We start from the raw sequence: 26,687 nt of genomic DNA on the forward strand, positions 1-26,687 counted from the left end.
GAAAACACGCCCCAAAAGGCCGTCGACCCGCCGAAGAGAGGACGCCTGGCTCCCCCTCCCTCCTGAGGGAGGGGGACTCCTACGGCTCACGCTGTGGGTTTTCCTGTTTCGTCGCCGACTGCCCGCCCGGAGTGCTCCGTTGAGGTCGTGCACCGGCTCCACAGGCTGTCACCGCCGGTCCGGCGGCCGGCAGGTTCTTCGCCGCGTTCACGTCCCGGTCGTGGACCGTGACGCAGCCGCATGTGCAGGTGCGGACATTCAACGGCATCCGCTCCTGGAGGGTGCCGCAGGCGGAGCACGGCTTGGAGGAGGGGAACCACCGGTCGACGGCGATCACCCCACGTCCGTACCACGGAGAAATTCAGATGACGGCGGGAGCACGCCATCCCGCATGCCGTCCGTGTACCGCGTCCAGCCGCCGCCGGTCCAGCGGCGAGGCGCGGCGGTCCAGCCGATCCGCCAGCAGCCGTGCCGCCCGGTCGTACTCGCCTCCCGCGATCAGGGCGTGCAGCAGGGTCTCCTCGACCACTTCCTGCTGGGCCCTGCTGGCTCCCGTGCGCGCCACCAGGGCGAGCAGTGGCCGAAGGCGCCGTACCGCCTGTGCCCAGTCCTCGCGGACGACGGCCGACAGCGCCTCGCACAGCGGGGCGATCACCAGCGCGAACACCGCCTGGTGGTGGGCCAGCGCGTGGGCCCGCAACTGCCCGAGGGCGTCGAGGTCCCCGGCGGCGGCGAGGGCGAGTGCGCCGTGCAGGGCCGCGAAGCCGGTCGCCGGTGCGTCCAGCCAGTGCCGTGGGGCGGCGTGCAGCAGTTCGGCGACGGGCAGTTCGCCGCTCCAGCTGTCCGTCATGCGCGCCCGCCACAGCATCGAGGCGGAGTCGACCAGCAGCCGGCCCCCGCTCACCTTGCAGGCGATGAGTTCCTGTCGGTAGCGGCGCAGCAGCGCGGGCCGGTCGTCGAGCGACAGCTCGTGCAGGGCGGCGTGCCAGGAGACGTGGGAACGGTGACCTGCCCCGTCCCCGTGCCGGCGCAGCCACTCGTCCAGCCAGGCCAGGCCGGCACGGTGTTCGCCGGTCTCGTAGTACACGTGGGCCCGGGCGTGGACGGCGTGCCCCGCGCGGGGCTGTGCGGCGAGCGCCCGGCAGGCCAGGGCCTCGGCCTCCTCCCAGCGCTCCTGTTCCTGGCGGACGAAGGCCAGCTGCCCCAGGTACCACCAGTCGTCCCCGTAGGTTCCCGACAGCCCCTCGACCAGCGCCCATGCCTCCTCGCCGCAGGTCACACCGTTGAAGGAGACGGTCGGTACGGCCGCGCTCACCGCCAGCGCGTCGCGGGGATGGCCGGCGATGTGGCCCAGCAGGGCCGCCTTGCCCCGCTCCTCGGTACCGGTCAGGCAGGCGTCCACCGCGGCGACCAGGCTGCGTTCGCGCTCGTTCGCCCGCACGGCCGCGGCCCGCCGGGCGGACGCGAGCGCCGGGGGCGTTTGTCCGGCGCCTCCGGGCTCGTGGCCGAGCAGCGCCAGAGCCGCGTGGCCGACGGCGAAGTCCGGGTCGACGGCGACGGCCTGGTTCAGCAGTTCCTCGGCGCCGAGGCTGCCCGCCAGGATGCGCTCCAGGGCCCGGTCGTACAGCTGTGCCGCCTCGGGCGAGGTGCTCAGGTGCTGCCCGTAGCGGTCGGCCGGCGCGGGGGCACGGCGGTCGGTGAGCACGTCCAGCAGGCTGCCGGCGACCTCGGCGGCCTGCGCGCGGATCTCCGGAACGGCGGTGGTCTCCAGCAGGTTCCCGCGCCGCGCGGCCCCGATCGTCCACAGCCGCAGGACCGGGGCGCCGGCCGCGGGCACCAGCCGCCCGTCGCCGGCGGTGTCCAGCCCCAGACCGGCGGGGCCGGTGCGGCCGTATCCGCGGTCCAGCACGCAGCGCACCAGGGGGTCCATCGCGTTGCGCGGGCCCGTTGGGGCCCCGGTGCAGTTGACCACCGTGCCGACCCGCAGCCGTGTGCCGTCGCTGAGGGCGACCTCCACCGCGCCGTCGACCGGCACGGCACCGGCCACCTGCCCGGCGCCGGTTCGCAGCAGGCCCGACGCCAGCAGTTCGCGGAGCGTGGCCGCGGTCGCGGGTGCCATGCGGTGGCGGTGCACCTCCCAGGTCCGCAGGTCCTCGGTAAGGAAGCGGGCCCGGTCGGATACGGGCAGCTGCTGCCACAGCGCCGCCGTCACCGGGCGCAGCCCGTCCAGGGCGGGGCGCCAGTCCCCGCAGGCGCGCCGGGTGGCGGACAGGTGCCGTCGCACGCCGCGGCGCAGCGCGTCCAGACCGCGCGAACCGTCCAGGTCCGGCGGCGCCTTCACCGCCGGGGCCGCGCAGGGCAGGTGCTCCTGGGGAAGGAGCCCGTGGCGGGAGACCGCGTGCACCACGCGGTCCGGGCGGGCCAGCGTGGCGGCCAGGTCGACCATGGTCAGACCGGTGCCGACGAGCAGGACGTCCCCCTTCTCGGCGGGGCCCTCGAGCGCGCCCGGCGCCCAGGGGTCGGCGACGAAGCGCCCGGATCCCCTGAGCTCGGCGCCGGCCCAGTCCTGTGCCGGGGCGAGGCTGCCCAGCGCCAGCACGGCCGCGTCCACCCGCAGCTCACCGCCGCCGGCGAGCCGCAGCACCGGCCCCGGTCCCTGCCCGCGTACGGCGACGACCGTATCCCGCACCCGGTGCAGGCGGGCGTGCCCGCAGGCGTCGGCGGTGCGCTCGACGAGGTCGCTCAGGTACTGCCCGTACACCTGGCGGGAAACGAAGTCACCGGGCTCGGTGTGCGGGTTCCGGTCCGTCAGCCAGCGCAGGAAGTGCCCGGGGTCGTCGGGGAAGGCGCTCATGCGGCCGGCGGGCACGTTGAGGAGGTGGCGCGGATCGGACGTGCCGTAGGCGACACCCGGCCCGGTCCGCCCGGCCGGGTCGATCAGCCATATCCCGACCGTTTGGCCGAGCCGGTCGGCCTGCCGCATCAGCTGGACCGCGGTGAGCGCCCCCGCCGCGCCGGCCCCGACGACCGCGACGCGGCGCATCAGAGCCGACTTCCCGCGCCCGGGGCGTCGTTCGTGCGCACGCCGGTGAAGCCCCCGCCTGCCGTGCAGCAGCCCGGGACGGTCGCGGGGCAGCCCCCTGTCTTCTCGCAGGGGGCCGTGGTGCCGTCACGGGAAACGACCTTGCACATACGCACTCCTCACGTCGAACGGAGGTCTCTCACCCCTCACCCGACGGCATCCTTGGGCACCTCGCTCGACCACGGGTCGAGGAACGGTCGCGAGGCGGGCGGACCCCGGTCATCCGCGGCTCCATGTCCGCACGAGGGGGAGAGGAGGTCCCGGCACGCGGGCCACGGCGGGGTAGCGCCGATCCGCTCCCCGCACCTGCGGGGATGATCCCGCCAACCGGTCGGCACCACCGCGTCCGGCACGTGCTCCCCGCGACCACGGGGATGACGGCCTGGGCATGTCGCAGCCGGCAAGGAGGCGTGAGCCCCGGCACGGCGAGGCCCCCGGGCACACGTCCGGGGGCCCGCAGGACCCGGCATCGATCAGTTCCTGCCGGCGGCGCAGCGGCCACCGGCGGGGCCAGGGGGCCGTGAACGGCATGGTCGTTGCCCGCGTGCGGGGTCAGTGCCAGTTGCTGATCCGCACGTCGTGCGGGTGCGGGGCGCCGGTGCCCGTCTCCACCAGGGATTTCAGGCTCATCAGGAACAGTGCCCACTTGGTGGTGCAGTGGTTCATGAACTCCACCTGTTCGCGCCACCCCTCGTGCGCGAACAGGACGACCGTCCACTCGCCTTCCTGCCTGAGGTCGAAGGTGACGGTGGTGCCGATCCATTCCTCGGGACCGTCGACGACCTCCCACCGCACCCGGGTGTCCGGCTGGAGTTCGAGGACCTTCATGTCGAAGCCGCCGACGTCGCCGAAGCGGAACCGCAGCAGGTCCTCGCCGCTGCCCTTCGTGTCGGTCGTCCACCATGCGGCCAGGCCGTCGACCGTGGTGAGTGCCTGATAGACCGTGTTGCGGGGTGCCGTGGTGCCGACCCGGTGCAGGATGTCCGCCATCTCGATCTCCTCACTTCTTCGTGTTCTTGGCTTGCTGGATGGCCTCGGCGAGGTGCTTGACGCGCTGCAGCCGTGCGTCCCACAGCGTGCCCACCGACTGCAACTGGGCGACGGCACGCGCCAGCTGTGCCTCGTCGACCTGGTAGCGCCGCTCCCGGCCGGCCGCCGTGGACCGGACGAGTCCGGCCCGGTCGAGCACGGTCAGGTGCTTGGTCACGGCCTGTCGGGTGACGGGCAGACGGGCGCTGAGGGTCGTCGCGGTGCCCTGTCCCTCGGCCAGCAGCAGGTCGATCATGCGGCGCCGGGTCGGGTCGCCGATCGCCGACCACAGGCCGTCGTCGACTCCAGTGCTCATCGTGCGCCCGCCGCCTGCTTGGCGGTCGCCGCCAGGCGGGGCAGGTAGAAGTCCCAGCCCTGGCGGTGGTCGTTGTAGTGCTCTTCGAGCACGGCGGCCTCCCAGCCGCGTTCGCGGTACCCGCTCTCGCGGAAGCGCAGCGTGGTCCCCTCGCCCGCCGGGGTGAGTTCGAAGGTCACCAGCAGCGAGTTGCCAAGGGCCGCGGTCTCCCCGTCCTCGTGGGTCCAGCGGAACGACAGGGTGTGCGGCGGGTCGGAGGCGACGACCGTGAACGGCACGGACTTGGTGACGCCGCTGTCCTGGTTCGTCCAGGTCAGGGTGCCCGGCCGGCCGGGGGCCGCCTCGAAGTCGGTCTCCGCGCTCCACCAGTCCCGGATGTGCTCGGGGGTGGTGAGCACGTCGAACACCACCTGGGGCGGGGCGTCGACGTACAGCTCGCGCTCGATGCTTCCGTACTCCATGTCCGCAGCCACCTTTCGCAACCTTTGGTTGCACATCACGATAGGCGGCCCCGATACCTTTCGCAACCGAAGGTTGCTCATCGGTGCCGGGCCCGCACGGCGGCCACCGGCTCCCCGGCGTCCCGGGGCCACGGCAGGTCGGCGAGGCCAAAGTGCTCCAAGGGCCCGGTCGAGCGCCGTCACCGCTCGCCCCGTCGACCTCGCCGCCTACCAGGGCAGAGCGCCCGCCGCGTCGAAGTAGCCGCCGGTCGGACCGTCCGGCCCCAACTGAGCCATCCGGACGATGATCTCCGCTCCCTGCTCGACGCTCTGTCTGCCCTCGTGCCGGTTCAGGTCCGTCGCGGTGTAGCCGGGCTCCACGGCGTTGACCCGCATCAGGGGGAACGCCTTGGCGAACTGCACGGTGAGCATGTTGACCGCGGTCTTGGAAGCCGGATAGGCCACCCCCGGATACCCCTCGCCGGCCCGGGCCAGCGAGGCCAGGCCGCTGCTGACGTTGACCACGACCGGGGCGGCGGAGCGCTCCAGCAGCGGCAGGAAGGCGTGGGTCACCCGGACCAGGCCGAAGACGTTGGTCTCGAACACCTCGCGCATCACATCGGCGGTCAGCTCCGCGGCGCCGATGATCCCGCCCTTGGGTGAGCGCACCTCGATCCCGGCGTTGTTGACCAGTACGTCCAGGCCGCCGTCGGCCTCAAGGACGGCCACCGCGGCGGCGACCGACGCATCGTCGGTGACATCGAGCTGCACGAACCGGGCCCCGAGCCCTGCCGCGGCCGCCGCGCCCCGCTCGATGCTGCGCGCTCCCAGGTAGACGGTGTGGCCCGCGGCGACCAGGCGGCGGGCGGTCTCGTGGCCGAGCCCCTTGTTGGCCCCGGTTATCAAGATTGTCGTCATGGGGCACAGCTTTCCTCCGGGACGACGCGACCGGCCACCGGTTTACGGGCCCGGCCCGCGACGCCGCTCGACCGGGGCGCCGGGCCCGTCGCGCGATCGCTCCACCGGCCCTGGACCGCTCCCCGCCCGCCGGCCGACCCGCCGCAGGCCGGGCACCCGACGGGTGCCCGCCCGGCAGGCGGCCGGCTGATCGACCACCGGCCGGCCGATCACCCGTACGGCGCTCCAGTCGCTGCGCCGGGCCGCTGTCGCCGCCGAGGTGCTCGTCCTGGTGACGGCGGGACTGGGACAGGCCGCCCGCGAGGCGGCGTACGGCGCCGATCCGGCCGTCATGATCCGTGCGCCGGCCCTGCGGGACAGAGACGGCACCAGCCGCGGATCCTGTCGGTCGAGGAGCGGAACGAGGTGGCCGCGGCGTCGACGGCGACGCTGGAGCGGCGCGGGATGCAGGTCCACCGCGAGGTGAGCGACGCGGACAGTGCGATGCCGGCCGACCGGCTGAAGCCGAACCTGGTGGCGATGAACCTGATGCAGATGCCCCGGCAGGCCGGCACCGTGAACCGCCTGCGCGCGAGCGGGCAACTCCTTCGCACCCCGCTGTTCGTCTGCACGCCCGCCGTCGATCCAGCGCATCTGCCGCACCTGGTCGACGGGCAGAGGGTGCCGTTCCTCGCCGAGCGCTCCACGGGTGCCGCAGCGCAGGACCGGATCGTCGGCCTGTCGGCCGAGATCGGCGCCGGCCGGGAGCTGTCCGGCCGTCCACCGCGTGAGCCATGAGCTATGGGCCATGAGGCCGGCCGGCCCGTCTTGCCGCTCAGCGGCCGCCCGCCCGCCGGTGTGTCAGAGCACGGCGAGGCGGTCCACCAGCAGTTCGACCCGCTGCTCGGCGTCCTCGGGCAGCAGCCGTCTGGTCCGGGTCAGGGTGGCCAGGCCGTGCAGGGAGGCCCAGAACACCTCGGTGAACAGCCCCGGGCGGACGCCGTCCCCGGCGACCTCGGCAAGGCATTCGAGCAGGGCGGCGAAGGCGTCCTTGAGCGGTTCGGGGGTGTCCTGCTGTGCGTAGGGCAGGCCGCCGTCGAGCTGGAACAGGGCGTCGTAGACCGCCGGGTTGCGCTCGGCGAAGTCGAGGTAGGCACGGGCCAGGGCGGTGACCTTGGCGCGCGGGCCGTGCTCGGCGAAGGTCGCGGCCCGCACGGCCGCGGCCATCTCGGTGGCGCCCTGGAGGGCGACGGCGCCGATGATCTCGCGTTTGCCGCGGAAGTGGCTGTAGAGGACGGGCTGGCTGTACTCGATGCGCTCGGCGAGGCGGCGGGTGGTGACCGCGTCCCAGCCCTGCTGCTCGGCGAGTTCGCGGGCGGTGGCCACGATGAGGCGCTCGCGTTCCGCCCGTTCGCGCTGCTTGCGTTCCTGTACCGACATGACTCGATTCTAGCATCGCTAGACAAGCGAGCGTCAGCAGTACTAGCGTTGCCTCAACAGCTAGCGACGCTAGATTCTGGGAGGGGTCACCATGCTCACCGCACTCGAGGTCTTCACCACCGTGGTCGTCGGCGTGATGGTGGGGGTGGAGTTCTCCGTCGCCTTCGTCATGAACCGGATCCTGGACGCGCTCCCCGAGGACAGCGGCCAGCTCGGCCACGCCCACGGCGGCCGGATGCTCGGCGCCCTGATGCCGTTCTGGTACATCGGCTCGCTCGTCCTCAGCGCACTGTGGGCCGTCGCCGGATGGCACCACCACGGCGCAGGCCTCGTCGTCACCGCCGCCGGCCTGCTGATCGTCAGCGTGGTCATGTCGATCCTGCTGCTCGTCCCGATCAACAACCGCAACAAGACCTGGACGCCCGAGAGCCGGCCCGCCGACTGGAAGCAGCAGCTGAACCGCTGGGAACGCCTCCACTACGTCCGCGTCGCCGTCATCGTCGCCGCCTTCGCCCTGCTGGCCACCGCCCTCACCTGATGCCGCGGGCGAGGACCGCCCCGCCCGGATCAACCACGGGCTCGCGTCGTCGGGCGGGGGAAGCGGAGGGGACCGGGAAGGAAGGATCGCGCTGCACAGCGGCAGCCATGTCTCCCCACTTCCCTGGAAGCCCACAGCCCGGACTGCTCCTGGTGATGCCGAGTCACCAACTCGCACGAAAGGGCGTCGAGTCGGGGTGCCGCATCTGGTCGGTGTGGAATCCCGCGCAGCTTCAGGCGGACTCCGCACCGCGTGTCCGGGAGGTCTCCGAGGAACTGCTCACCGATCTCGGCGACGATGCCGCACTGGCCCGGACCGTGAGGCGGGTCGCGCGCCGGCACGGCATCGACGCCGTGCTGCACCGCAGAGACGGCAGCTCCGTCCTGCCGGTGGTGCGCAAGGCCTGGCAGCTGGGCCTGTCCCCGAACCCGCCGGCGGTGTACGAACGGCTCCATGTCCGCGAAGGGGGCGACTGTGCCCCTGCCGAGGCTCCCAGGGTGAGTGTCGAGACGCTGACCGTGAACGGGACCCACCACTGACAAATCCGGTAGTGATCACTGGACAGGTGACGGGCCGGTCAGGGGATCTAGTGATCATTTCTGGATTCTTTGCTGTGGTGCGGCATGTCTCCCAGCTGGGTTTTCCGTGGGCGTGCGGACGTCGGGAGGGCTCTGAAATGCAGGGTTGGTGACCGCTTCGGAATGTAGTGATCGGCGCAGGATTCTCTATTGGACGAGCCTGTCACGGACTTTGCTGGAGCCGCGCTGCGGCCTGGGCAGGGGTGTCGTAGTAGCCGGGTCGTGCCAGCAGGACTGAGTTGAAGAAGTAGCCCTGCTCTTCTGTTGGTTCGTCGTCGGCTGCGAAGGGGCGCCAGAAGCCGAGGAGCAGGTCGGGGGCGATGAAGGACGCCGGCTCGTCGGGATCTGCCTCGATCGGGGTGTACTCGCTCATGCGTTGCACCAGTTCCCGGGCCGGGATCGCGAACACGTCCGGGCGTTGGAAGGTGACGCGGTCTGTCTGCGTCGATGGCCTTCCGAGCTCGACGGCTTCGAGCAGGTCTCGGGTGCAGTGGATGCTGATCATCAGTCCACTGGGACGGAAGACGTGCTGGCCTGGTTGGCCGGACTCCGAGGCCGCGGAGGGGTCGCGGAGCGAGTCGAGCGCCGTGGCGGCCGATTGCCGGGTCATGAGGTCCTGCCTCGTCACCACAGCTCTGACCAGCCCATTTCACCCCTGCAACATAGGACGAAAGAAGCTCGGTTGTCTGATTTTTGTAACTTTACGGAGGAATATTCTGTTTTGTGCTCTTGGCTGTCCGTCGAGTCGCGCTCTCCGGTGGGTTGGAGCTGCAGAACCTGAAGTCTTTTTTGAGGTGCTTTATTGAGCCATTCGTGCCGTCAGTCGTGATCTGAAAGATTCAAAGAGGGCGCCCGAACGGAGGAGATGGTCCGTAAAAATTGCGATTAGGGACCTAGTTGGCCTTGTGGTCTGTTGAGTCTTTTGCGCCAAGTCCTCTGTATTGCGGCAGTGTTTCAGTGGTGATTTGACTCACAGTCAGGGCCTCCTGTCTGACCTACAGTCAGCGCCGCGGCCGACGATCTTGTCGGTCGGACGGTCCATCAGAAGGAGGCGGCATGCCGGAAAACCTGGTCAACAGCCTGGTCCTGGACGACGCGGCGGTGGAGAGGTTCTCGAACCTGCTGCAGGACGAGGGTGTCATGCAGGCCGGTTTCGTGATCCACGAGTCCAACAACCTCGTGCCGCAGGAGCCGGCGCCCAGCCGCGACTGACCAGCGCATAAGTCGTTGCGGCGCCCCGGGGCGCCGCAACGGCCTGGCCGGACTTCTCCGAATGCACGCACGGAGCTTGTCCTGTGGCGCCTCCGCTCTGGCGGTACTCCGTGCGGGCGGGCCGCGTGTACTACTCACACAGGCCGGGATCGAACGAGGAAGCCTCTACATGTACCGGATGACTTCAAGTCTTCGCACAACGTCGCTCGCCGACACGCTGGCCACAGCCCGAGAGGTGGCTGGCGAACTGGGGATTACCCGGGTCACCGATACCACTTGGCTGGACCGCATCGGCATACCGGTGTTCTCCAGTATCCGGCCTGACGCTATGCCTGCCTCGCTGTGCGTGAATGCGGGCAAGGGTGTTCACCCGGATGAGGCCCGGGTGGGAGCCTATATGGAGGCCATCGAGTTCGCCTTGGCCGAGTACCGGCACACCCATCTGGACGTGGTGATGTCGACGCCGGGCGAGGTTGCCTCGCAGGCGGGAATCTCATTCCGTTTCGTGGATCTGTGCCCGCAGCTGGAACGCAAGGTGGAGGCGGACGGGCCGCTTGCCTGCGTAGAGGCGCAGGACGTGGTCACGGGACAGGCCGTTCTCGTACCGGCCGAACTGGTCTTCTCCCCATACCCGGAAAACCCTGGTCAAGTCATATTCGGTACCAGTACCAACGGACTTGCCTCCGGCAACTCCGTTCTGGAAGCCACTGTTCATGGCCTGGCCGAGGTGATGGAGCGCGACGTACAAGCGCTCAACCACTTCCGTGACACCTCCCGGATCATCGACTTCGATGTCGCCGCCCCTGATCTGGACCAACTGCGCGTCCGGGTCGCGGCGGCAGGTCTGCGAGCCGAAGTCCGCTACACCGCAAGCGAGTTCGGGATTCCCTACGTACAGGGCTTCATAATGGAGCCCACCGACGACGACCCGATTGCGATCTCGGTCGGATCCGGCCTGCACCCGATCAAGGAGATCGCTGCGGTCAGAGCGCTCGCCGAAGCCGCCCAGTCTCGCCTGTCCTATATCCACGGCGGCCGTGACGACCTGATCGAACGGTTCAACTACTTTGCTGGCAAGGGCGCGGACAAGGAACGGCTCGCGGAGCGGGAACTGCGCCGTCGTGTCACAGATGCCAGCCGAAGCATCGCCTACTCCCAGATCCCCAGTGCCGACGGGATCACCTCGGTCGAAGAGGCGATGGCCGACATGCTTGCTTCGCTGGCTGAATGCGGGGTGCACCAGGTGCTGCGTGTGGTGTTGTCCCGCCCGGAGTCGCCCCTGGCCGTCGTAAAGATCATCGCCCCGAAGCTGGAGTCGTTCCAACCCAACCTCAAGCGGGTCGGCCCGCGACTGGTGCACATGATGGACGAGCCTGAGGAGCAGGCATGAACACCTCACCGGTGACCTTGTTCGTGGGACCGACCATCTGGGGCATGGACGCCACCTCGTGGGCGGACACGGGGGTGACCCTGCGCCCGCCGGCCCGGCGCGGTGACATCGACGCCCTGCTGCCCGGAGAGCCGGGCATTCTGGCAATCGCGGACGGAACTTTCCACAGCTATCCGGCGGTCGGCCACGCCGAGATTCGTACGGCCCTCGAAAAGGGCTGGCAGATTTGGGGCCTGTGCTCGATGGGTGCCATCCGTGCTGCCGAGATGCACACCCTGGGTATGCGCGGGTTCGGCGAAGTATTTGAAGCCTACGCGGGAGACCCAGACCTTGACGACGACGAGGTCGCTCTCATGCACAGCAGCGAGCCCCCCTTCCGGCCCATGTCGGAACCCATGCTCCACATACGCCGTTTCCTCGCCGACCTCGCCAGCCGCCACCTGCTCACCCGGGAGCAGGAGGCCACGATCGTGGACGGACTCAAGCAACGCTGGTACGCCGACCGCACGATGGGCGCTCTCAAGAACACCCTCACCCATCGCGGCGGCCTGCCTGTGCCGGTGGTGCAGGCCGAGATGGCGAATTTCGACGCCTTCCGGACCAAGCAGCACGATCTTCTTCGCTTTCTCAAGGAGCAGCCGTGGCAGCCGACAGCCTCATGACCTCGCCCATCCGCGCGGCGGAACTGTGGCAGGCGCTCGGCGGAACCCCCTTCCTTACGGACACCTTCCAGCCGCGGACCCTGCTGAGCCTGGCAGCTGCCGCTCGCAGACGAGCCGATCCTTCGGCTTATCCGACGCTGGCCGAATACCTCGACCCGGCCAAAGCCGCCGACGTTTTCCGTAAGAATGCCCGCTGCCGGACCGAAGGCCTCGAGTCGGTTCCGCTCGAAGACCCGGAAATGCTCCGGCAGATCGCCGAAGCCACCGAGCGGATCACCAGCCGCGTGCCCGAGTGGACGCCCCTGTTCCAGATTCCCGTCCGCTACCGGCACATGCCCGGCAGCCACATCAGCTGCACCACGGCTCTCATTCCGCAGACCATCTTCCTGGGCACCCCGGCTTTCGCCCACGACAGCCTGCTGGAAGAGACTCTCATCCATGAGCACGCCCACGTGTGGCTGACCTTCGTCTCCGAACTGTGCGACCTGCAAGTCGACGGCTCGCTGACACAGTTCACCCTGCCGTCCGGCACATCGGGGAAATCGCTCAGGGGTGTACTGCTGGCCGGGCATTTCGCGGCTGCGGCCGCCCGCTACTTCCTTCGTCCTGACGCTGACGCCAACTCCCACCAGCGTGGCACGGAACTCATCGACTACCTCAGCGGCTGTGTCACCACTGCCGCTGACCACCCCGAGCTCACCCCGGTCGGAAGCCTGGTCCAGGCCGATCTGGCCGCCGCCCGGGAGCTACACACCCCCTCTGTCCTCGGGAAAGAGACTGCGGCCTCCTGATGCAAGAATCCACCATCACATCTCCCAACACTGCCGCAGACGAACACCGGCTGGGACGGGCGTTCTACGCAGTTCAAAGCGCAGTCCTTCTCAACGGCGTCGGCACCCGCTGCGGACAACTCGCAATCGCCTGGTGGTCGTTGGGACGGACCGGCAGCGCCGCCACCTTCGCTGCGTTCGTCGCCGTCGGCTCCGGCGCCGAGATCCTCGCCAGAGGACTGCTGGGCTGGCTGGGCGACACCTACCGGCCCGACCGGCTCATTGCCGCCTGCTATCTGATCAGCACCCTGCTGATCGCCGGGCTGACCGGCCTTTACCTGGGCGATCTCTACCGTCCGGCCGCCCTGGCCATGGGCCTCGCCGTGATCGGCATCTGCAACGGCGTGCGCGAGCCGTTGCAGACCACCCTGGTGCGCTCCCTGGTGCCGGTCTCTCTCGTCGAAATAGCGATGCGGCGCCGAGGCAGCGTCATGGCGCTGTCTTCCGTGCTTGGGCCGATCGTGGCCAGCGTGCTCCTTGGCCTCGTCGGCACGGGAGCCACCCTTGCCGCCAACACCGCCGCAGTGGCCGGCAGCTTCCTCCTCATGACGACCGCCTCCGCCTCCGCGGAGGCCTCCGACGACACGCCTCGCCCGGAGAAGAAGAGCCAGCCCCCCCTCTCGACGTGGTACCGAAGCACCATCGACGGATGGCGGGCGATCTACCGGATTCGGTCCGAGTTCCAGCTCGCCATGCTGGCTCTCGCCGTCAACCTCGCCCTCTTCCCGGTCTTTGCCGTGCTCCTGCCGGCCCTCACCCGCCGCTCCTTCCCCGACGACACGTGGCTGATCGGGGTGGCCGAGGCAGCGTTCGGTGTCGGACTGCTGCTGGGCAGCACCGACCCTGTCGCCCGCCGTACTCGCGGTGCGAACACCCGCTTCACCACCGTGATGGCCGGCTTCACCATCACGGGGCTCTCGATCCTCGCCAGCGGGATCGCCGCCGTCTCAATCACCGACTCCCCCCTCGTGCTGGCTGCCGTACTCGCCGGCAGTTTCCTCATCGGCGGCGTCGGCCTCATCATGATCACTGTCACCAATTCCACCGTGCGGGTCCTCGCCACCCCTGCCAGCATGCGCAACCGCGTCACAGCCAGCGTCGCCTTCCTCTCCGGGCTGGCCATCCCGATCGGCAATCTGCTCGGTGGATTCCTCGCTGAACACCTCGGCGAAGGAACTGCCATGGCCATACTCGGCCTGGCCATCCTCGCCGCGACCGCTGTCGGCGCTTTCAGCCGTGATCTGCGCACCGTGCTGACCCTGCCTGACGACGACATCCCAGACGCCTACACCCGGCTCTACCCCCGCGCCTTCCCCCAGGAGAAAGCTCTATGACCACCGCCCCTGCGGACAGCACAGCCATCCGCTTCCCGGAGGTTCCCGCCGACTTCTGGGAGCAGGCATTCCTCGCCACCGACGGCTGTACCCGTCCCGCCGTCCTCAAGGTTCCTGACTCCTCCGGCCACCTCTTCCCCATGGAAGACGTTCTCGAACTCGGCGCCAACATCATCAACGCCAAAGACGTGTCCCTGAACGTCGACGGCACACTGCTCAAAAACCCCGTCCTGCCCGGCACCCCGCCCACGACAGTCGCAGAATTCGAGCAGTACCTCGCCGACCTGGCAGCCCAGAACGACGCCAAGGCTGTCACCTACACGCGTGACTACTGCCTGCGTCACTCGGACCGCGTCGCGCTGATGACCCGATCGTTCATCAGCGGCTTCGTGGACCGCCGAGGTATCCCCGCACCAGGCATCAACGTCGTCTACATCGCTGGGCACTACCAGGAGACCTGGATCGGCCTGCACAACGACTGGTGCAACACCTTCCTCGTCCCGGTTCACGGACGAAAGAAGATCATGCTTTGGGAGCCGGACTACTTCACCGACGCCGGCCTGGAGGAGAAGGCGGCCTTCAACGGCATCTGCTTCGGCCATCTCGACGTCAGCCCCTACGCGGCCGACGCCCTCGTCCTGGAAGCCAAGCCCGGTGAAATCCTTTTCATCCCCGAGAACTGGTGGCACTACAACCAGCTTCCTGCCGCAGAAACCAGTCTTGCCCTGTCCATCGGTATTTTCAGCAACGGCACACCCGCTGCCGCAGCACAGCCGGCCATCAAAGCCGCGCTCCAGATGCCGCAGTTCAACCAACGCGCCGAGTCCCACCCCCGTCTGCCTGGTGGCGTCCTCACTTCATTGACCGACGTGGAACTACCCACCGACGCCGAAGCACTCCTTCAGGCCATCCGCGACAGCCTCACGGTCCACCAACTGGCTCGCTCCACCTCCAACGGCGTCATCGGCGGGGGCGGCGCACTCCGCGAAGCGCCCGAATTGACAGCAGACAGTGTCCTGCGCGGCCGCGCAGACAGCCCGGTCATCCTTTTGCAGACCGGCGACGGTACGGGCCTCCTGTTCGCCCTCGGTGCAATGAGCCGCCAGCCTAATGCCACCCACGTCACACGCCTGATCGAACACCTCGCCACCGGCCAACCCTTCCGGGTGGAGCAGACGATCACCCACCCCGAGCATGCCCTGGCCGTCACCGCTCTTGCCCGATCGCTCTACGAACGCGGTGTCGCTGAACTTGTCGTCTAAGGGCCTGCCGATCATTAACGTGTCGTCTTGATCTTGCAGTTGGGATCGCTGCTGTGGGCGGCGACTCTGGCTTGAAGGGTTGCCAGGAGGGCCGGTGGGGTGGTCGCCGACGAGATGGCGATGCTCCGCGCTTCGAGGAGCCGCCTGATTTCCAGCAGGGTGCGGTGCATGGCGGTGCGGCTGCTGTTGAAGAGCACGGCGAGAGGCTCCGCGGCCAGACTGACGTGCAGGTGGAGCACGGTGGCCAGGACCTGGTCGGGGAAGGCGAGCCGGGGCGGGCGGCCGCGTCGGGTGTCTCCTTCTGAGGCCAGGGCCCGGACGAGGTGGTCCAGCTGATGGCGGGGCATTCCGGTCAGCTCGGGGTCGGACAGCAGTGCCGGATCCCACTGCGGCGCCGGTGACCTGCCGCTGCGGGGTGCCGGGACGGCAGGGACCGGCTGGGGATGCAGGGCGTAGTTCCAGTCGCCGTGGAAGGTGTGGCGGGTCAGCGGCAGGGCCGCCATCTCGGCGTTGCCGACGCCGATGCCGGTGGGGTAGGTGTTGGTGTCGAGTTCGGCCTTCACGCGCAGTCCGGTGCGGGTGGTGGTCGCGGCGATCGATTCGAGGATGACTTCGTGGCTGGTCAGCGGGCGGCCGCGCCAGTTCATGGTGATGTGGGAGAAGAGCCGGTGCTCGATCTTGTTCCACTTCGGCACGCCCCTGGCCCTCCACGACCTCCACAACGTACGCCAAGGCTGCACCACCCACCCCGTGCCCGCCTGGGCTCAACCCTTCCTGCGTGCTGCGGCATTCACCCACCTCCTCGCCACCGCGGAGCGCAGCAGCCGCCTGTTCGCCGACCCGCTCGGCGCCCGCGGCCTGCCTTCCTTGAGGGACTTCGCCGAACATCTCAGGATCCGTCCGCCCCAGCCCCGCCTCCGCTAGGAACCCCGCCGAGGGCAACAGCCAGCGGTCACGATCTAGCCCGTCAGCGGCGCGCACCATCCCAGCGCTGGACCGCAGAGGAGACCACGGCCGAGAAGATCGGGTCGTCAGCCTGTTGGCCCCGGATCCGGCCGTGGGGGTCATGGCGGTGTAGCGGGTGGGGGGTCGGTCACGTTCGTGGGCGTCGCCGTCGGTTCGCCAGCTGCAGACGGGGCAAGGGGCTGAGCCTGTACTCGCTCGAGGTAGGCGAGCGCGGTGCCGATGTCGGTGGCCCCGCTCAGGAGTCTGTCTTCCTGCCTGCATCTCATCGAGGCCGTGCGGTAGCGGGAGATCCCGGCAAGTACCTCGTTGAAGATCCGTGCCAGGGCGATCAGCACCGGGGGGAGCGCGATGGTGAGCGCGAGCCAGAGGGGGGCCTTGCTCAGCGCTGTCAGGCTGGCAGCGGCGATGGTGAGAACGTTGTGGACGCGGGGTGTCGTCATGGGCTGGCTCCAAGAGGCGAGGTGGTGGGCGTGGGCAACAGGGGCGGGCAGCAGGAGGCGTGGTGGTGCCGCAGCGCGGCGTGATTGACGGGACTGTGCCGAGCGCAGTCGCTAGTGGCGCAAGCCCGCTGTAAGGGGGGAGCGGACCGTGCCACCGCCTAAGCCGCGCAACTCGCGGAGGCCCGAGCCAGAGCCCGGGCCTCCGCCGACGTATGGGGCATGTCGTAATGCCGGGCGTCTGTGACGCTCGGCCGTGGAGCTTGTTGCGCTACTTGACCGCAGTGATCAGCACGCCGAGGAGGGCCACGCCGATCGTCAGCGCGCCCGCGAAGGCAAGGGCAGCACGGCTGACGGCGTCGGGCACCGCAGCACCGGTCCACCGGGCCAGGCCGAAGCCGATGATGCCCACGAGAACCGAGGCCAGTACCAGGACCAGCACGGTGAGCATCAGGAACAACACGTCATGCGTGGTCACGCGGCACTCCGCTGGCTCGTGCGATCGCCGTCGACGTGCAGCGGTGCCGGGATCCAGATCCGGCGCTCGCGGGCCGCCTCATAGAGGACCGTGCGGAAGCGTGACCGGCGGTTGCGCACGGCGCCGACTGTCGACCTGAGCTTTTCGGCGATCTCGCTGTCCGCGTAGCCCTCGAACGTCAGGCGCACCACGGCCTGCGTCTCGGCCGGCTGAGTGTCGAGCAGCTCCATGAACGGCCCCGTGAACAGCACGACCTCGGGCTCCGCGAGGTGCGGCAGCGCGGGACGCAGACGGAAGAACGCCTCCGGGTCCAGCAGGGCGCCCTCCTGCTCAGCCAGCCGCGCCCGCTGCTTGGCCCACTTCAGGTAGGCGCGACGGAACTCCAGGATGCACAGCCCGATGAAGTACGAGGTCAGGCATCCGGGACCCTTCGGCCCCCGATACTCGGGGTTCCAGCCGCCGCCCATCAACGCCTTGAGGCGGAACTTCCGCAGCGCCGGCAGCACGATGTCGACGAGCAGCTCGTCCCGCTCCAGGCCGCTGGTGCGCAGCAGGTCCCTGTGATCAGGCGGCACGAAGAAGACGATCTGGCGGTCGGTGAACCACTTCACGGACAGCTGGATGAGCAGGCCCGTGCGCAGCATGCCCCGCAGCGCCGGCCAGGCCTCCCGGCACAGCCGGTCCTCGAACGTCTTGTAGACCGGGCCCTCGAAGCCGTGTGCGGCCAGCTCTTCCACCACCGCGACGTCACGCGCGATGCGCGCCGTACGCGGTTCCAGAAGGATGTCGTCCAGGACCTCAGCGGCTGATATCTCGTTTGTCATGCAAGCTTCCCCGTCTCGAGCTGCCCCTCCGAGCCGACAGTTTCAACTCGCGCGTGCGAGAAGCAGAGATCTGGTTGTACGCGCTCGTCGGCTTCTATGCGGGCTGAAAGTGCGAACGTCACACGAGCGAGCAAAAAACTTTCGGACGAGGCGAAAAAGTTGAGCCCGCACGGAACTGGTGCGGGCTCAACTGTTTCTGCCGGACGGCGCAATGCCGCACTGAGCAGCAGCAATGCACCGGAAGCACACCGAGGTTCATGCTGCGGGAACCGGCCCTGCGGACGACCCGGACAGGCAGCTACCAGCGCATGCCAAAGGCTTCGAGGACGGCCCGGCCCTGCAGAACCGCAGACCGTGGCGAGGCATCGCTGAGGGCCCGGACCAAGTGGTTCGGGCCCTCAGCCATCGGACAGCCAGCCAGGCCCTTCGCTACCAGCGCATGCCGAGGGCCTCCAGCGCCGCACGGCGCTCCACGCTCAGCTTCCCGGCTCTGCGGCGGGCGTTGGAGATGAACGACCCCAGCCCGATCTCCTCACCGTCGACCAGTTCGACGTGCTTGCGGGGAACGTGGAGGTGGCCTTCGCGCGCGTGGAACTGGCGTGCGGCGGCAAGATTGACCGCCCATCGCTCGTCCTGGCTCCGCCGGCCAGACCGCGCGGCCTCGCCCGCATCCGCAGGGTCAACACCGACCGTCTCCAGGAGGAACTTCTGCACGGGCGTCAGCTGCTCCCATCCGGCCCGCTGCCCAGCGATCCAGGCTCCGAGGTCTTCGCCCTGGACGATGAGCTCACCCACCGCGGCCGGGAGGGTGCCGCCGGCGCGGGCGTGGGCGAGGGTGAGCCGGTAACACCGCTGCCAGGCCACGTCCCACCCGTCCGGGGCCCACCCGGGATCGATGGCGCCCAACGCTTCCCTACGCTCCTGCGACAGCTCCCCGGCATAGGAGAGACCTGTTTCCCCGGCGTCGCGTCGTGCGGCGTTCTCACGGGTCTTGCGGGCCGCCGCACGCTGGTTCTTCGCCCATACCCCGATCGGGAAGCCGTCTCCGCCCCACACCGCGGTGGCCGGCGGCAGGAAATGCCCGTGCGCGTCCGCGTACGCGCGCGCCACGGCCAGCCCGGCCTCCCACGCGCTCGCCTGCACCGACCACACCATGCCCAACGCCTCCAGCTCGGCCACCCGGCCGGCCTCCAGGCTCCCGACCGCGTAGTAACGGCGCTGATCAGCGAGGAACACCCCTAGCGGATAAGAGCCGACCGCGCCCCAGCCCACCTCGGGGGTGACGTACATGTACGGCACCCGCAGCTCGGTGTGGCCGGTCTCGCGCAGCCACCGCGAAGCAGCCTCGATGCCGCGCCGCCAGTACACGCCTTCGGGGTCGATGACCCGCAGCCGCACGAACTGGGTGAGCGCAGCCGGGTCGCGGTCCTCGCTGAACCGCAGCACACCCGCGGCCTGCCCACCCACCCGCATCCCGGCGTCCAGGCCGTCGTCCTCGAACTCCTCCACCCCGTCCCACAACTCGCCTCTCTCAGCGCCCTGTTCGCCCTCCTGGACACTCCAGGGCCGACCACTGCGCACCCGCGGGTCGGCGAGCCTCTCGATCGTCTCGGAGTCGTGCGCCCGCAGAGCTCCGAGGATCTTCGCGAGGGTGTTATAGGCGTCCGAGGTCAGCAATTCGTTCGGATCCTCATTCGGCCCGAGGAACACCGGGACAATCAGCGTGGCAATCTTCCCGGCCCCTGGTGTGGCGTAGCTGACGCCTTTGCTTATTGATCTTGATGGTGACCTGCTGTTGTGCAGTTGTACTGAGCAGTGTGTTCGCTTTGCGGGGGCGGCCGATGCGGGGCTGCGGGGTCGGTGACGGGTGGTACGTGGGCTGAGCTGGCCGTTTGGTGTTGCGCAGCGGGCTGGGTGGGGCGGCGGTTATTGCTCAGTGTGGTTGGCGCGCCTGTGGGTAGCGGTGCGGGGCCGGTTGTGTGCTGGGGCGGCAAGGGGGGCGTTCAGCGGGCGGTGAGGCGTTGGTGGAGCAGGTCGTGGCTGGCGGGTGCGAGGCGGGGCAGGTGGAGGCGGCGGGCGAGGTCGTGGAGGAAGGCGGTCTGCTCGGTGGGTGTCAGGGGGCGCGGGGGCAGGCGGTCGAGGGCTGTGGCGAGGGTGAGGGTTTCGGGGTAGGTGATCAGGTTCCGGCAGGTCAGGGCGGGTGAGGCCGGGCCCTGCGGGAGATGGGGGTTGGTGGTGGTGAGCCGGTGCAGGCGGGTGTGCCAGCGCTGGTGCAGGTGTTGGCGGTGGTCGTACCAGCGTGTGGTGATCGTCGATGCCCAGCTCAGGGAGGACGCCGTGGGTGGGCGGCGGGTGGTGAGCGGGGCACGGGTGAGTTCGGGGACAGCGCTGATCGTGAGGGGGGTGCGCTGTCTGGGGTCGCTTGAGGCTTGCTGGTGGCGGGTGCAGATGAGGGCCCGGGGCAGGCTGGGTGCCGGGTGGATCCATGCGGGGACGGCTTTGTGCGGGCTGCGGTGAGCGGTGCAGGCGGTGCACGCGGGCAGCGGCTGCACCGCGGGCTGGGCGGGCTGCCAGCGGGCGGTGGCGGTGCGGGCCGTGCCGATGGCGGCGGGCGGGGGCCGGCGGGCCAGGGCGCGGTCGAGGTGTGCGGGCGGGATGCGGGTGAAGCGGGACAGGCGGCGGGCGGCTTCGTTGCTGAGGTGGATTTCGGTGGCGGGCGGGGCGGCGGGGGTGCCGGTGGTGGTGATGTGCAGGCCGTCCAGGAGCTGGGCGGCACTGAGGTGGTAGGCGGCGGCGAGGCGGGTGAGGTAGGAGGCGGTGTCCTCGCGGGGCAGCGGCCGCACGCGCAGTGCGCCGGGCGGGGTGGGCCACATGGCTGCGGCTGGCACGGCGGGGCGGCTCGCGGTGGGGGTGGTCACCGGCTGCCGGGGGTGCGGCGGGCGGGGGTGCGGGGCCGGTAGTGCTCCTCGGCGAGGTGGTCCAGTGCAATGGAGTCCAGCAGTGTTTTGGTGATGCGTTCGCTGGCGTCCAGGATGGCTTCGATGGCGGCCTGGCGGATCAAGCGGGCCAGGCTGCCGATCCGTCCGGCGGTCCGCTCGTGCAGGTAGGGAGCCAGCCTGGGCAGGCTCCCGGTGCGGTGGGCGGTCAGGTCCAGGGCCGCTTCCAGGGCGGCGATCAGCTCGCGGAACGGTTCTTGGCCGCGGGCGCGGGCGGGCAGCGCCCCGCAGTCGATCAGACAGGCGCGCCCGGCCAGCTGTGCACCGCGCACCCCGGTGAACACCGTGCCGGCGGTGACGTCGATGCCCGCGTAGACGAAGGTGGCGGGTACGCGTTCGGTGAGGTCTTTGAGCCAGTCGGCGGCCTCCGCGCCGGTGGAGGTGCGCGGGTTGAGGCGGTGGATCTCGTCGATCAGTACGAGCTTGACCCCGGCCGCGGTGTAGGTGTGGCAGACAGCCGTGGTGATCTGTGCGGTGGTCATGCGGGTGGTGAGGGGGATACCGAGGAAGCGGGCGAACTCCCCGGCCAGGGTCTTGGCCGTGGCGCCCGGCGGCACCAGCACATACGCGACGGGCACGCTGTCGTCGCCGGGGTGGGCGCGGCGGGTGTGGGCCAGGTGGCAGGTGCGGCCGACCTCGAGCAGCGCGGTGGTCTTGCCGGTGGTGGCCGGGCCGGTGACGATCAGCGACGGGCGGGCGGTCACCTGCTGGTGGCGGCCCAGGATCATCAGGGTGCGCACACTGCGCGAGAGGTTCTCGATGACCGGGGTGCGCACGGTGACGAACCGCGAGTGGTAAGCCAGGCGTTCCTCCAGCGAGCGCGGCGTCTGGCCGGGCTGCGGCGGCGTGGGCAGTGGGGCGTGTGCGAAGCGGGCGAAGGCATCGAAGGTGGTGACTGCCTGCGCGGACGTTTCCTCGACGGGGGGCGTGGTGTCGGGGCCGGTCACCAGTGCTCGGCCTCCTCGAAGGCGTCGTACAGCGCGAATCGGGCCGGCGGCAAGGGTTCCCCGCCGCCGGTTTGGCTGTGGTCATCGGCAGGGGTGCGGGCGTCGACGGCGTCGAGACGGTCCTCGGCGTCCCCGCTTCCCCCGGTCTGCGCGTTGTCATCCGCTGTCTGCGGGCCCGCCCCGCCTGCTTCCGGCATCAGGCGGGACGTTGCTGGGGCGGGTGCGCGGGGGCCGGGCAGGGGACGGGCGCGGCGCAGAACCTGGTCGGCGGCCTGCGCGAGGGCCGCTTCGTGCTCCTCGCGGTCGGTGCGCCGGTTGAGGGCGGCGCGGATGCGGCGCCAGGTGGTCTCGCCCATGGGGGCGTGGACGTGGTCGCGGTGGATCCACGGGATCTCGTGCAGGTATCCGTCGGGCAGCCGGATGTAGATCTGCCGTACGTCGTGCGGGTTGAGGTGGATCTCCCACCTGCCGCCGGGGTGGGCGGGGCAGGGCCGTCCGCGGTGCTCGTTGAGCACGGCGTGGTCGTAGGTGCGGTGGTTGATGCGGATGCCGCGGCCGGTGACGGGATGGAAGCGCACCGGCAGCAGTTCCAGGTAGTCGGTGCCGCCCAGCGGCCACGGCACGTACCCGCACGCGCCCAGCAGCGCGCCCCACATCTCGTTGGGGGCCAGCGCCTTCTTCGCCAGCAGGGGGTGGCGCAGCCCGTCGTGCGGGCGGTGCTGCCAGCACGCGGTGATCCATTCGTCCAGCAGCTCCTGCAACTGCGCCACCGTGAACCGGGCTTCGTCCTGCACCGCCTCGCCGCGCGCCAGGACGTGGGGGCCGGTGTAGCCGGCAACGTGCTGCGCGAACAGCGAGTTGATGCTTCCGAACGTCCGCTCGACGGCGCCCTTGGCGGCGGGGGAGCGCGGCGGCGCGGGCTGCACGCTCACCCCCAGGGTCTCGCAGGCGGCCAGGAACGCGGCGGAGAGGAAGATGGCCCCGCGGTCGATGACGATCGTCTCCGGCACCACCACCGGCCGCGCCGCCGCTTGCTGAAGCCGTGCGTCCAGGGCGAGGAGCCGGTCGTAGGGGACGGCGGCGTGCGCCAGGCGCAGCTGCTCGCCCCAGCCGGGCCGCGCCGGGTGGGGGACGGCCATCTCCGCCAGCAGCAGGGCGGCGTCCACGGCCTTGGTGCCCTCCTCGCGCAGCACGGCCGCCACCACCGACCTGGTCGCCACTTCGAGAGCGATCGTCAGTTCCGGGCGCACCGCACGGCCGTCCTCGCCGATGGCCATCACATCCAGGCGGGTGGTGTCGATCTGCACCAGCTCGCCCGGCCGCAGCGCCACCGTCGGCGTGAAGGGCCGCACCGGCGCGGCCGGTGCGGTACGGGCCGGACGGCCCGGATGCTCCAGCGGGTCGGCCAGTACCCGCGCCAGCCGGTTGAACGTCGACGGCGCGGGCAGCGCCACCATGCCCGGCCCGTGGGCGTCGGCCAGGATGTGCCCGGTCAGCTCCCGCAGCCCCTTCAGCGTGCCCTTGGAGCGGCCGCGCTGGCGGCGCAGGGCCTCCAGCACCGCGGCCACCACCCGCTCATCGGCCTGCCCGGTCGCACTCGATGGCTTGCGCCGCGGGATCAGCCCCATGAGGCCGCCCGCGCGGTAGCGGGCGCGCATGCGGCGCACGGTGGCCCGGCTGACCCGCGGCCAGCCCAGTGCCGTGAGTTCGTCGGCCTTGGCCTGCTCCCGCTCGGCCATCGAGGTGCGCTGCGGGTCGTAGGCGGGCCGCGGCATCCCCACGCTGCCCGGGCCGCCGGGCAGCCCGGTCTCGATCTCGCGGATGTGCCGCTGCCAGGCCAGAGCCCGCTCCCGCTCCCGCTCGGGCACCGACTCCAGCAGCCCCCACTGCCGCACTCCCGCACCAAGGGAGCCCACCACGGTGAAATGCGGGTCGGCGAACAGCAGCGAGGCCAGCACCGACGCCGTCTGCCCGTCCTCGCCGGCCAGCGTCACCGACGCACCGGCCACCGCGGCCACCTGCCAGGTGCAGCCCTGGAACGTCACATACGCCCCCAGCCTCACCTGCCGGCCGCTCGCAGCCGCCACCGCGCGCCCCCGGCCGGCGTGAGCGCTCACCACTGCTCGGCCTGCGCGCACGCGTCCCACAAAGTGCCCGCCTGCCCGGTGCCGTCCGGCACCGCACGGGTGCCGCCCGGTGCCGGATCAGCCATCAGGCCCTGCTCGCCCGGCTCGGGTACGGGCACGCCGGCCTGTTGCCCCGGTCCCCCGCCTGCTGGTGCCCGATGCCCGGGCGGGCCGCTGCGCGCGGCGAGGACCTGCCCGGTGCGGCGCCGCACGGCGTCGTCGAACGGGCGAAGCGCGTGCGCACGCTCGGTCCAGGGGATCTCGTGCAGGAGCCCGTCGGGCAGCCGGACGTAGACCTGCCCTATGTCGTAGGGGTGATGGTGCACTTCCCACCGGCCGTCGTCCGTTGTGGGCCGGGCCCGGCCGCGGTGCTCATCCAGGCACGCGTGGTCGTAGCGGCGCCTGCCCAGGCGGATCCCGGACTCGGTGACCGCCAGCTGCTGCACCGGCAGCAGCTCGGCGAAGTCCTGCCCGCTCAGCGGCACCGGCAGCGACCCGGTGACGCCCAGCAGCACCCGCCACATCTCCTGCGGGGCAAGGGCCGCCTTGGGCAGCAGCGGGTGCCGCAGCACCTGCTGGGGGCGGGTGTGCCAGCGGGCGGTGATCCACTCGTCCAGCACATCGTGCAGGTGCGGCAGAGTGAAGAACGCCTGCGCCTGCCCTCCCGCGCTGTCCTGCGAGTCCACAGCACCCAGCGCGGTGGCCAGGCCAGCGGCGTGCCGGGTGAACACCGCGGCGAGCGCCTTCACCGTGTCCCCGGCGACACTGCGCGTGCCGCGCCGCCGTGCGGGGGCGGCTTCCAGGCTCACGCCGAGGCCTTCGCACACGGCCAGGAACCAGGGCGTGATGGCGGCCGCCGCCGGGTCGAAGACCAGCGTCTGGGGCAGGGCCGCGGGACGGGCCACGGCCGCCTCGATGCGCGTCTCCAAAGGCATCAGATGCTGCGCCGGCGGCAGTGCCTCGTGCGCTGCCCGCAGCATCTGATGCCACCCGGGCCGCGCCGTGCGGGGCACGGCCATCTCGGCCAGCAGCACGGACAGTTCGACCGGCGCGGCCTGCTGCGGGTGCAGGACGGCGGCCAGCACACAGCCCGTGGCCCCGTCCAGCGCGCAGGTGACCGACACCGCCACCGCACAGCCGTCCTCGCCCACCGCCTCGACGCCGAGGAGAGCGGTGGCGACGTGGACCCGCTCGGCGGGCCGCAGTGCAGGCGGCCCGCCGCCCGCCCGGCCCGGGCCGGTGGCGGTGCGCGCCGGGCTGCCCAGCGGTTCGGCCGGATCCTCCAGCGCCTTCACCAACCGGTATAGCGACGACCTGGCTGGCAGCTTCACCCGCCCCGGCCCGTACCTCCTGCTCACCATCTGCTCGGCCCGCTCGATCACCTGCTTCGCCGTGGCCCTCTTGCGGCCGCGGACCTCCTGGGAGGCCTCCAGCACCGCCGCCACCACCCGGCTGTCCGTGCGCCCGGTCGTTGATCTGGGGCGCACCGTCCGCTGGTCGACCAGCCCCATCAACCCCTGCTTGTGATAGGCGATACGCCGCCGCTGCACCGTGCTTTTGCTGACCTTCGTCCAGCCGAGCGCAGCCAGCTCCTTCGCCTTGGCGTGCTCCCGCTCGGCGAGTGTGAAGGTGCGCGGGTCGTACTCAGGCCTCGGCACCCCGCCGCTGCCGGGGCCGCCGGGCAACCCGGTCTCGACCTCCCGGATGTGCCGCAGCCAGGCCATCGCCCGCTCCCGGGCAGGCAACGGCAGTTCCGCCCACGCGGCGGCGGGCGGAATCTGCGGGGCGCTCTGGCCGAGGAACTCGAAGCCGTCGGCGGCCACCAGGCGGGCGGCCAGCACGCACCCGGTGGCCCCGTCCTCGGCGGCCAGATACACCCGTCCGTCGACCACGCCGGTCACCTGCCAGGTGCGGTCCTCGAACGTGACCTGAGCGCCCACTGCCACACACCGCCCGCCGGGGGCGGTCACCTCGTGCCTGCTCACCTGCCGTGCCGCTCCTGCTCCCCGTCGCCTGCGGCCGGGCCGGGCGCCACAAGAGTGTGCTCGCCCAGCGGTCGCTCCAGGTCCGCCACCAGATGCCCCCTCCACAGCGCGTGGTAGAGCACCGGCAGCGTGGTGAGGGTCTCGCCCGCGGCCGCGGCCCCGGCCATCAGCGGCCGCGCGGTGGTGAACGCTTCGAGGACCGCCTGCTCGAGTCCGCCGGCGTCGCGGTGGCGGGGATGGCGGTAGCCGGCCAGCCAGCGCACGTTCGCCGCCACCACCGCATCCGGCGGCATCAGACGCCGGTAGGTGAACCCGACCGCCGCACACGCCGCCTGAAGCACCGCCGCCGCCCGCGCGGCCCGGCCCGCGGCGGGCTCCGCCGTGGCGGGGCAGTCGGCGAGCAGGGCGCTTCCGTCGCCGTAGCGGGCGAAGAGCTGCGGCACCCAGCTCAGCGTCCGCCTGCTGTCCGGGTCCCGCCAGATCAGCCGCACCGGCCGCGCCGCCAGAGCCACCACGCGCGGATCGCGGTCCAGCAGCATCAGCTGCATGCACATCGCCTGCGAACCGTGCGTCACATGCCGGCCGGTGGTGGCCGACCACCACCAGCCCGGTGCCCACCGCCGCCCCGGCACCACCGGGAACGCCGCCACCGGCGCGAGGCGCTCGAAGGGCTCCGCGACGGCGGCCTCCACCCAGCGGCGCTGCACCAGCAGGCCGTCCGCCCCGGCGAACTCCGCCTCCACCGCAGCGTCTTCCGGCACCCGCCAGGCGCCGTCCGCGCGGGCGGGTAAGCCGTCCTGCGGGCCGTCCTGGCCGCTTTCCGTGATCACATACTCCACATAACGCCCTACCGGCCACGCCGCGCAGGCGAACCGGCCGGTAACCCCAACTACGCTGCACTGCCAGGTCATTGGGGGT

At 70.8% G+C, this 26,687-nt stretch carries 25 protein-coding genes and 3 pseudogenes; 10 read left to right on the forward strand and 18 right to left on the reverse strand.

All coding sequences use genetic code 11. The features are described 5' to 3' along the window. Nucleotides 1–79: 79 nt before the first annotated feature. The 6 genes and pseudogenes from ACICHK_RS40890 to ACICHK_RS40915 form a co-directional block, all read right to left on the reverse strand. Nucleotides 80–352 (reverse strand): annotated as a pseudogene (locus ACICHK_RS40890) (zinc ribbon domain-containing protein); the annotation flags it as partial. Between the two features lie 9 nt (nt 353–361). After that, nucleotides 362–3,043, reverse strand: coding sequence for an FAD/NAD(P)-binding protein (locus ACICHK_RS40895; protein ID WP_406841086.1), 2,682 nt, complete (start codon nt 3,041–3,043; stop codon nt 362–364). A gap of 591 nt (nt 3,044–3,634) precedes the next feature. Then, nucleotides 3,635–4,072: an SRPBCC domain-containing protein gene (locus tag ACICHK_RS40900; RefSeq protein WP_406841087.1), complete on the reverse strand. Its 438-nt coding sequence runs from the start codon at nt 4,070–4,072 to the stop codon at nt 3,635–3,637. A 10-nt stretch (nt 4,073–4,082) separates the two neighbouring features. Continuing rightward, entirely contained in the window at nt 4,083–4,427 is a 345-nt protein-coding gene (locus ACICHK_RS40905) for an ArsR/SmtB family transcription factor (protein WP_406841088.1), read from the reverse strand. Next, the gene (locus ACICHK_RS40910; RefSeq protein WP_406841089.1) at nt 4,424–4,888 is read right to left on the reverse strand and encodes an SRPBCC domain-containing protein; all 465 of its coding nucleotides are present in this window, start codon (nt 4,886–4,888) and stop codon (nt 4,424–4,426) included. Before ACICHK_RS40910 ends, ACICHK_RS40905 begins: the two co-directional genes overlap by 4 nt. Nucleotides 4,889–5,095: 207 nt before the next feature. Then, nucleotides 5,096–5,785 (reverse strand): SDR family NAD(P)-dependent oxidoreductase, encoded by a 690-nt coding sequence (locus ACICHK_RS40915; protein WP_406841090.1) that lies wholly within the window; start codon nt 5,783–5,785, stop codon nt 5,096–5,098. A gap of 205 nt (nt 5,786–5,990) precedes the next feature. Between ACICHK_RS40915 and ACICHK_RS40920 the strand changes: the two are divergent. Next, nucleotides 5,991–6,562: pseudogene (locus ACICHK_RS40920) on the forward strand (hypothetical protein); the annotation flags it as partial. Nucleotides 6,563–6,625: 63 nt separating this feature from the next. On the opposite strand, the gene ACICHK_RS40925 reads toward ACICHK_RS40920, so the two are convergent. Beyond that, complete coding sequence (locus ACICHK_RS40925) at nt 6,626–7,204, reverse strand: TetR/AcrR family transcriptional regulator (protein WP_406841091.1); 579 nt, start codon at nt 7,202–7,204, stop codon at nt 6,626–6,628. 91 nt (nt 7,205–7,295) lie between these two features. Here ACICHK_RS40925 and ACICHK_RS40930 point away from each other — a divergent pair, with 91 nt between their 5' ends. Together ACICHK_RS40930 and ACICHK_RS40935 are read left to right on the forward strand one after the other, a co-directional pair. Further along, nucleotides 7,296–7,742, forward strand: coding sequence for an anthrone oxygenase family protein (locus ACICHK_RS40930; protein WP_406841092.1), 447 nt, complete (start codon nt 7,296–7,298; stop codon nt 7,740–7,742). A 107-nt stretch (nt 7,743–7,849) separates the two neighbouring features. Further along, nucleotides 7,850–8,281 (forward strand): hypothetical protein, encoded by a 432-nt coding sequence (locus ACICHK_RS40935; RefSeq protein WP_406841093.1) that lies wholly within the window; start codon nt 7,850–7,852, stop codon nt 8,279–8,281. A gap of 202 nt (nt 8,282–8,483) precedes the next feature. On the opposite strand, the gene ACICHK_RS40940 is transcribed toward ACICHK_RS40935, so the two are convergent. Then, nucleotides 8,484–8,930 (reverse strand): hypothetical protein, encoded by a 447-nt coding sequence (locus tag ACICHK_RS40940; RefSeq protein WP_406841094.1) that lies wholly within the window; start codon nt 8,928–8,930, stop codon nt 8,484–8,486. A gap of 446 nt (nt 8,931–9,376) precedes the next feature. On the opposite strand from ACICHK_RS40940, the gene ACICHK_RS40945 reads away from it, so the two are divergent. The 6 genes from ACICHK_RS40945 (at nt 9,377) to ACICHK_RS40970 (ending at nt 15,010) form a co-directional block, all read left to right on the forward strand. Then, on the forward strand, nt 9,377–9,532 hold the full coding sequence (locus ACICHK_RS40945; protein ID WP_356467803.1) for a hypothetical protein: 156 nt from the start codon (nt 9,377–9,379) through the stop codon (nt 9,530–9,532). 169 nt (nt 9,533–9,701) lie between these two features. After that, a complete protein-coding gene (locus ACICHK_RS40950) occupies nt 9,702–10,922 on the forward strand; it encodes a YcaO-like family protein (protein WP_406841095.1) in 1,221 nt (406 codons plus the stop codon). Then, nucleotides 10,919–11,584, forward strand: a complete 666-nt coding sequence (locus ACICHK_RS40955) for a TfuA-like protein (RefSeq protein ID WP_406841096.1) — start codon at nt 10,919–10,921, stop codon at nt 11,582–11,584. Before ACICHK_RS40950 ends, ACICHK_RS40955 begins: the two co-directional genes overlap by 4 nt. Continuing rightward, nucleotides 11,563–12,375 (forward strand): hypothetical protein, encoded by an 813-nt coding sequence (locus ACICHK_RS40960; protein WP_406841097.1) that lies wholly within the window; start codon nt 11,563–11,565, stop codon nt 12,373–12,375. Before ACICHK_RS40955 ends, ACICHK_RS40960 begins: the two co-directional genes overlap by 22 nt. Further along, the gene (locus tag ACICHK_RS40965) at nt 12,375–13,748 is read left to right on the forward strand and encodes an MFS transporter (RefSeq protein ID WP_406841098.1); all 1,374 of its coding nucleotides are present in this window, start codon (nt 12,375–12,377) and stop codon (nt 13,746–13,748) included. The genes ACICHK_RS40960 and ACICHK_RS40965 overlap by 1 nt, the downstream gene beginning before the upstream one ends. Further along, entirely contained in the window at nt 13,745–15,010 is a 1,266-nt protein-coding gene (locus ACICHK_RS40970) for a cupin-like domain-containing protein (RefSeq protein ID WP_406841099.1), read from the forward strand. Before ACICHK_RS40965 ends, ACICHK_RS40970 begins: the two co-directional genes overlap by 4 nt. A gap of 14 nt (nt 15,011–15,024) precedes the next feature. On the opposite strand, the pseudogene ACICHK_RS40975 reads toward ACICHK_RS40970, so the two are convergent. Then, nucleotides 15,025–15,708: pseudogene (locus ACICHK_RS40975) on the reverse strand (ISAzo13-like element transposase-related protein); the annotation flags it as partial. Here ACICHK_RS40975 and ACICHK_RS40980 point away from each other — a divergent pair. Further along, the gene (locus ACICHK_RS40980) at nt 15,689–15,934 is read left to right on the forward strand and encodes a hypothetical protein (protein WP_406841469.1); all 246 of its coding nucleotides are present in this window, start codon (nt 15,689–15,691) and stop codon (nt 15,932–15,934) included. The pseudogene ACICHK_RS40975 and the gene ACICHK_RS40980 overlap by 20 nt on opposite strands. 140 nt (nt 15,935–16,074) lie before the next feature. Here the strand turns inward: ACICHK_RS40980 and ACICHK_RS40985 are convergent, their stop codons facing one another. The 9 genes from ACICHK_RS40985 to ACICHK_RS41025 all read right to left on the reverse strand — a co-directional run bounded on the left by ACICHK_RS40985 (nt 16,075) and on the right by ACICHK_RS41025 (nt 26,599). Further along, a complete protein-coding gene (locus ACICHK_RS40985) occupies nt 16,075–16,416 on the reverse strand; it encodes a hypothetical protein (protein WP_406841100.1) in 342 nt (113 codons plus the stop codon). Between the two features lie 268 nt (nt 16,417–16,684). Continuing rightward, complete coding sequence (locus ACICHK_RS40990) at nt 16,685–16,891, reverse strand: hypothetical protein (RefSeq protein ID WP_355509243.1); 207 nt, start codon at nt 16,889–16,891, stop codon at nt 16,685–16,687. Beyond that, nucleotides 16,888–17,715 carry a hypothetical protein gene (locus tag ACICHK_RS40995; RefSeq protein ID WP_406841101.1) on the reverse strand — a complete coding sequence of 276 codons (828 nt, stop codon included), beginning with the start codon at nt 17,713–17,715 and terminating at the stop codon, nt 16,888–16,890. Before ACICHK_RS40995 ends, ACICHK_RS40990 begins: the two co-directional genes overlap by 4 nt. 429 nt (nt 17,716–18,144) lie before the next feature. Next, nucleotides 18,145–19,392 carry a helicase associated domain-containing protein gene (locus ACICHK_RS41000; protein WP_406841102.1) on the reverse strand — a complete coding sequence of 416 codons (1,248 nt, stop codon included), beginning with the start codon at nt 19,390–19,392 and terminating at the stop codon, nt 18,145–18,147. Between the two features lie 326 nt (nt 19,393–19,718). After that, a complete protein-coding gene (locus tag ACICHK_RS41005; RefSeq protein ID WP_406841103.1) occupies nt 19,719–20,633 on the reverse strand; it encodes a TniQ family protein in 915 nt (304 codons plus the stop codon). Continuing rightward, on the reverse strand, nt 20,630–21,658 hold the full coding sequence (locus tag ACICHK_RS41010) for a TniB family NTP-binding protein (RefSeq protein ID WP_406841104.1): 1,029 nt from the start codon (nt 21,656–21,658) through the stop codon (nt 20,630–20,632). Before ACICHK_RS41010 ends, ACICHK_RS41005 begins: the two co-directional genes overlap by 4 nt. Beyond that, complete coding sequence (locus ACICHK_RS41015) at nt 21,655–23,745, reverse strand: transposase (protein ID WP_406841105.1); 2,091 nt, start codon at nt 23,743–23,745, stop codon at nt 21,655–21,657. The genes ACICHK_RS41010 and ACICHK_RS41015 overlap by 4 nt, the downstream gene beginning before the upstream one ends. Before the next feature lie 26 nt (nt 23,746–23,771). After that, a complete protein-coding gene (locus ACICHK_RS41020) occupies nt 23,772–25,769 on the reverse strand; it encodes a transposase (RefSeq protein ID WP_406841106.1) in 1,998 nt (665 codons plus the stop codon). Further along, complete coding sequence (locus ACICHK_RS41025; protein WP_406841107.1) at nt 25,766–26,599, reverse strand: TnsA-like heteromeric transposase endonuclease subunit; 834 nt, start codon at nt 26,597–26,599, stop codon at nt 25,766–25,768. Before ACICHK_RS41025 ends, ACICHK_RS41020 begins: the two co-directional genes overlap by 4 nt. Between the last annotated feature and the right edge of the window lie 88 nt (nt 26,600–26,687).

Source organism: Streptomyces sp. AHU1, assembly GCF_045343905.1.
Taxonomy (GTDB): domain Bacteria; phylum Actinomycetota; class Actinomycetes; order Streptomycetales; family Streptomycetaceae; genus Streptomyces; species Streptomyces triticiradicis.

Bases quoted from the DNA above. Each gene is read 5' to 3' on its own strand.
- ACICHK_RS40910 (WP_406841089.1), bottom strand. From the start codon at position 4,888: ATGGAGTACGGAAGCATCGAGCGCGAGCTGTACGTCGACGCCCCGCCC.
- ACICHK_RS40985 (WP_406841100.1), bottom strand. From the start codon at position 16,416: ATGACGACACCCCGCGTCCACAACGTTCTCACCATCGCCGCTGCCAGC.
- ACICHK_RS40930 (WP_406841092.1), top strand. From the start codon at position 7,296: ATGCTCACCGCACTCGAGGTCTTCACCACCGTGGTCGTCGGCGTGATG.
- ACICHK_RS40965 (WP_406841098.1), top strand. From the start codon at position 12,375: ATGCAAGAATCCACCATCACATCTCCCAACACTGCCGCAGACGAACAC.
- ACICHK_RS40945 (WP_356467803.1), top strand. From the start codon at position 9,377: ATGCCGGAAAACCTGGTCAACAGCCTGGTCCTGGACGACGCGGCGGTG.
- ACICHK_RS40895 (WP_406841086.1), bottom strand. From the start codon at position 3,043: ATGCGCCGCGTCGCGGTCGTCGGGGCCGGCGCGGCGGGGGCGCTCACC.
- ACICHK_RS40925 (WP_406841091.1), bottom strand. From the start codon at position 7,204: ATGTCGGTACAGGAACGCAAGCAGCGCGAACGGGCGGAACGCGAGCGC.
- ACICHK_RS40905 (WP_406841088.1), bottom strand. From the start codon at position 4,427: ATGAGCACTGGAGTCGACGACGGCCTGTGGTCGGCGATCGGCGACCCG.
- ACICHK_RS40955 (WP_406841096.1), top strand. From the start codon at position 10,919: ATGAACACCTCACCGGTGACCTTGTTCGTGGGACCGACCATCTGGGGC.
- ACICHK_RS40950 (WP_406841095.1), top strand. From the start codon at position 9,702: ATGTACCGGATGACTTCAAGTCTTCGCACAACGTCGCTCGCCGACACG.
- ACICHK_RS40940 (WP_406841094.1), bottom strand. From the start codon at position 8,930: ATGACCCGGCAATCGGCCGCCACGGCGCTCGACTCGCTCCGCGACCCC.
- ACICHK_RS40935 (WP_406841093.1), top strand. From the start codon at position 7,850: ATGTCTCCCCACTTCCCTGGAAGCCCACAGCCCGGACTGCTCCTGGTG.
- ACICHK_RS40900 (WP_406841087.1), bottom strand. From the start codon at position 4,072: ATGGCGGACATCCTGCACCGGGTCGGCACCACGGCACCCCGCAACACG.
- ACICHK_RS40915 (WP_406841090.1), bottom strand. From the start codon at position 5,785: ATGACGACAATCTTGATAACCGGGGCCAACAAGGGGCTCGGCCACGAG.
- ACICHK_RS40970 (WP_406841099.1), top strand. From the start codon at position 13,745: ATGACCACCGCCCCTGCGGACAGCACAGCCATCCGCTTCCCGGAGGTT.
- ACICHK_RS40995 (WP_406841101.1), bottom strand. From the start codon at position 17,715: ATGACAAACGAGATATCAGCCGCTGAGGTCCTGGACGACATCCTTCTG.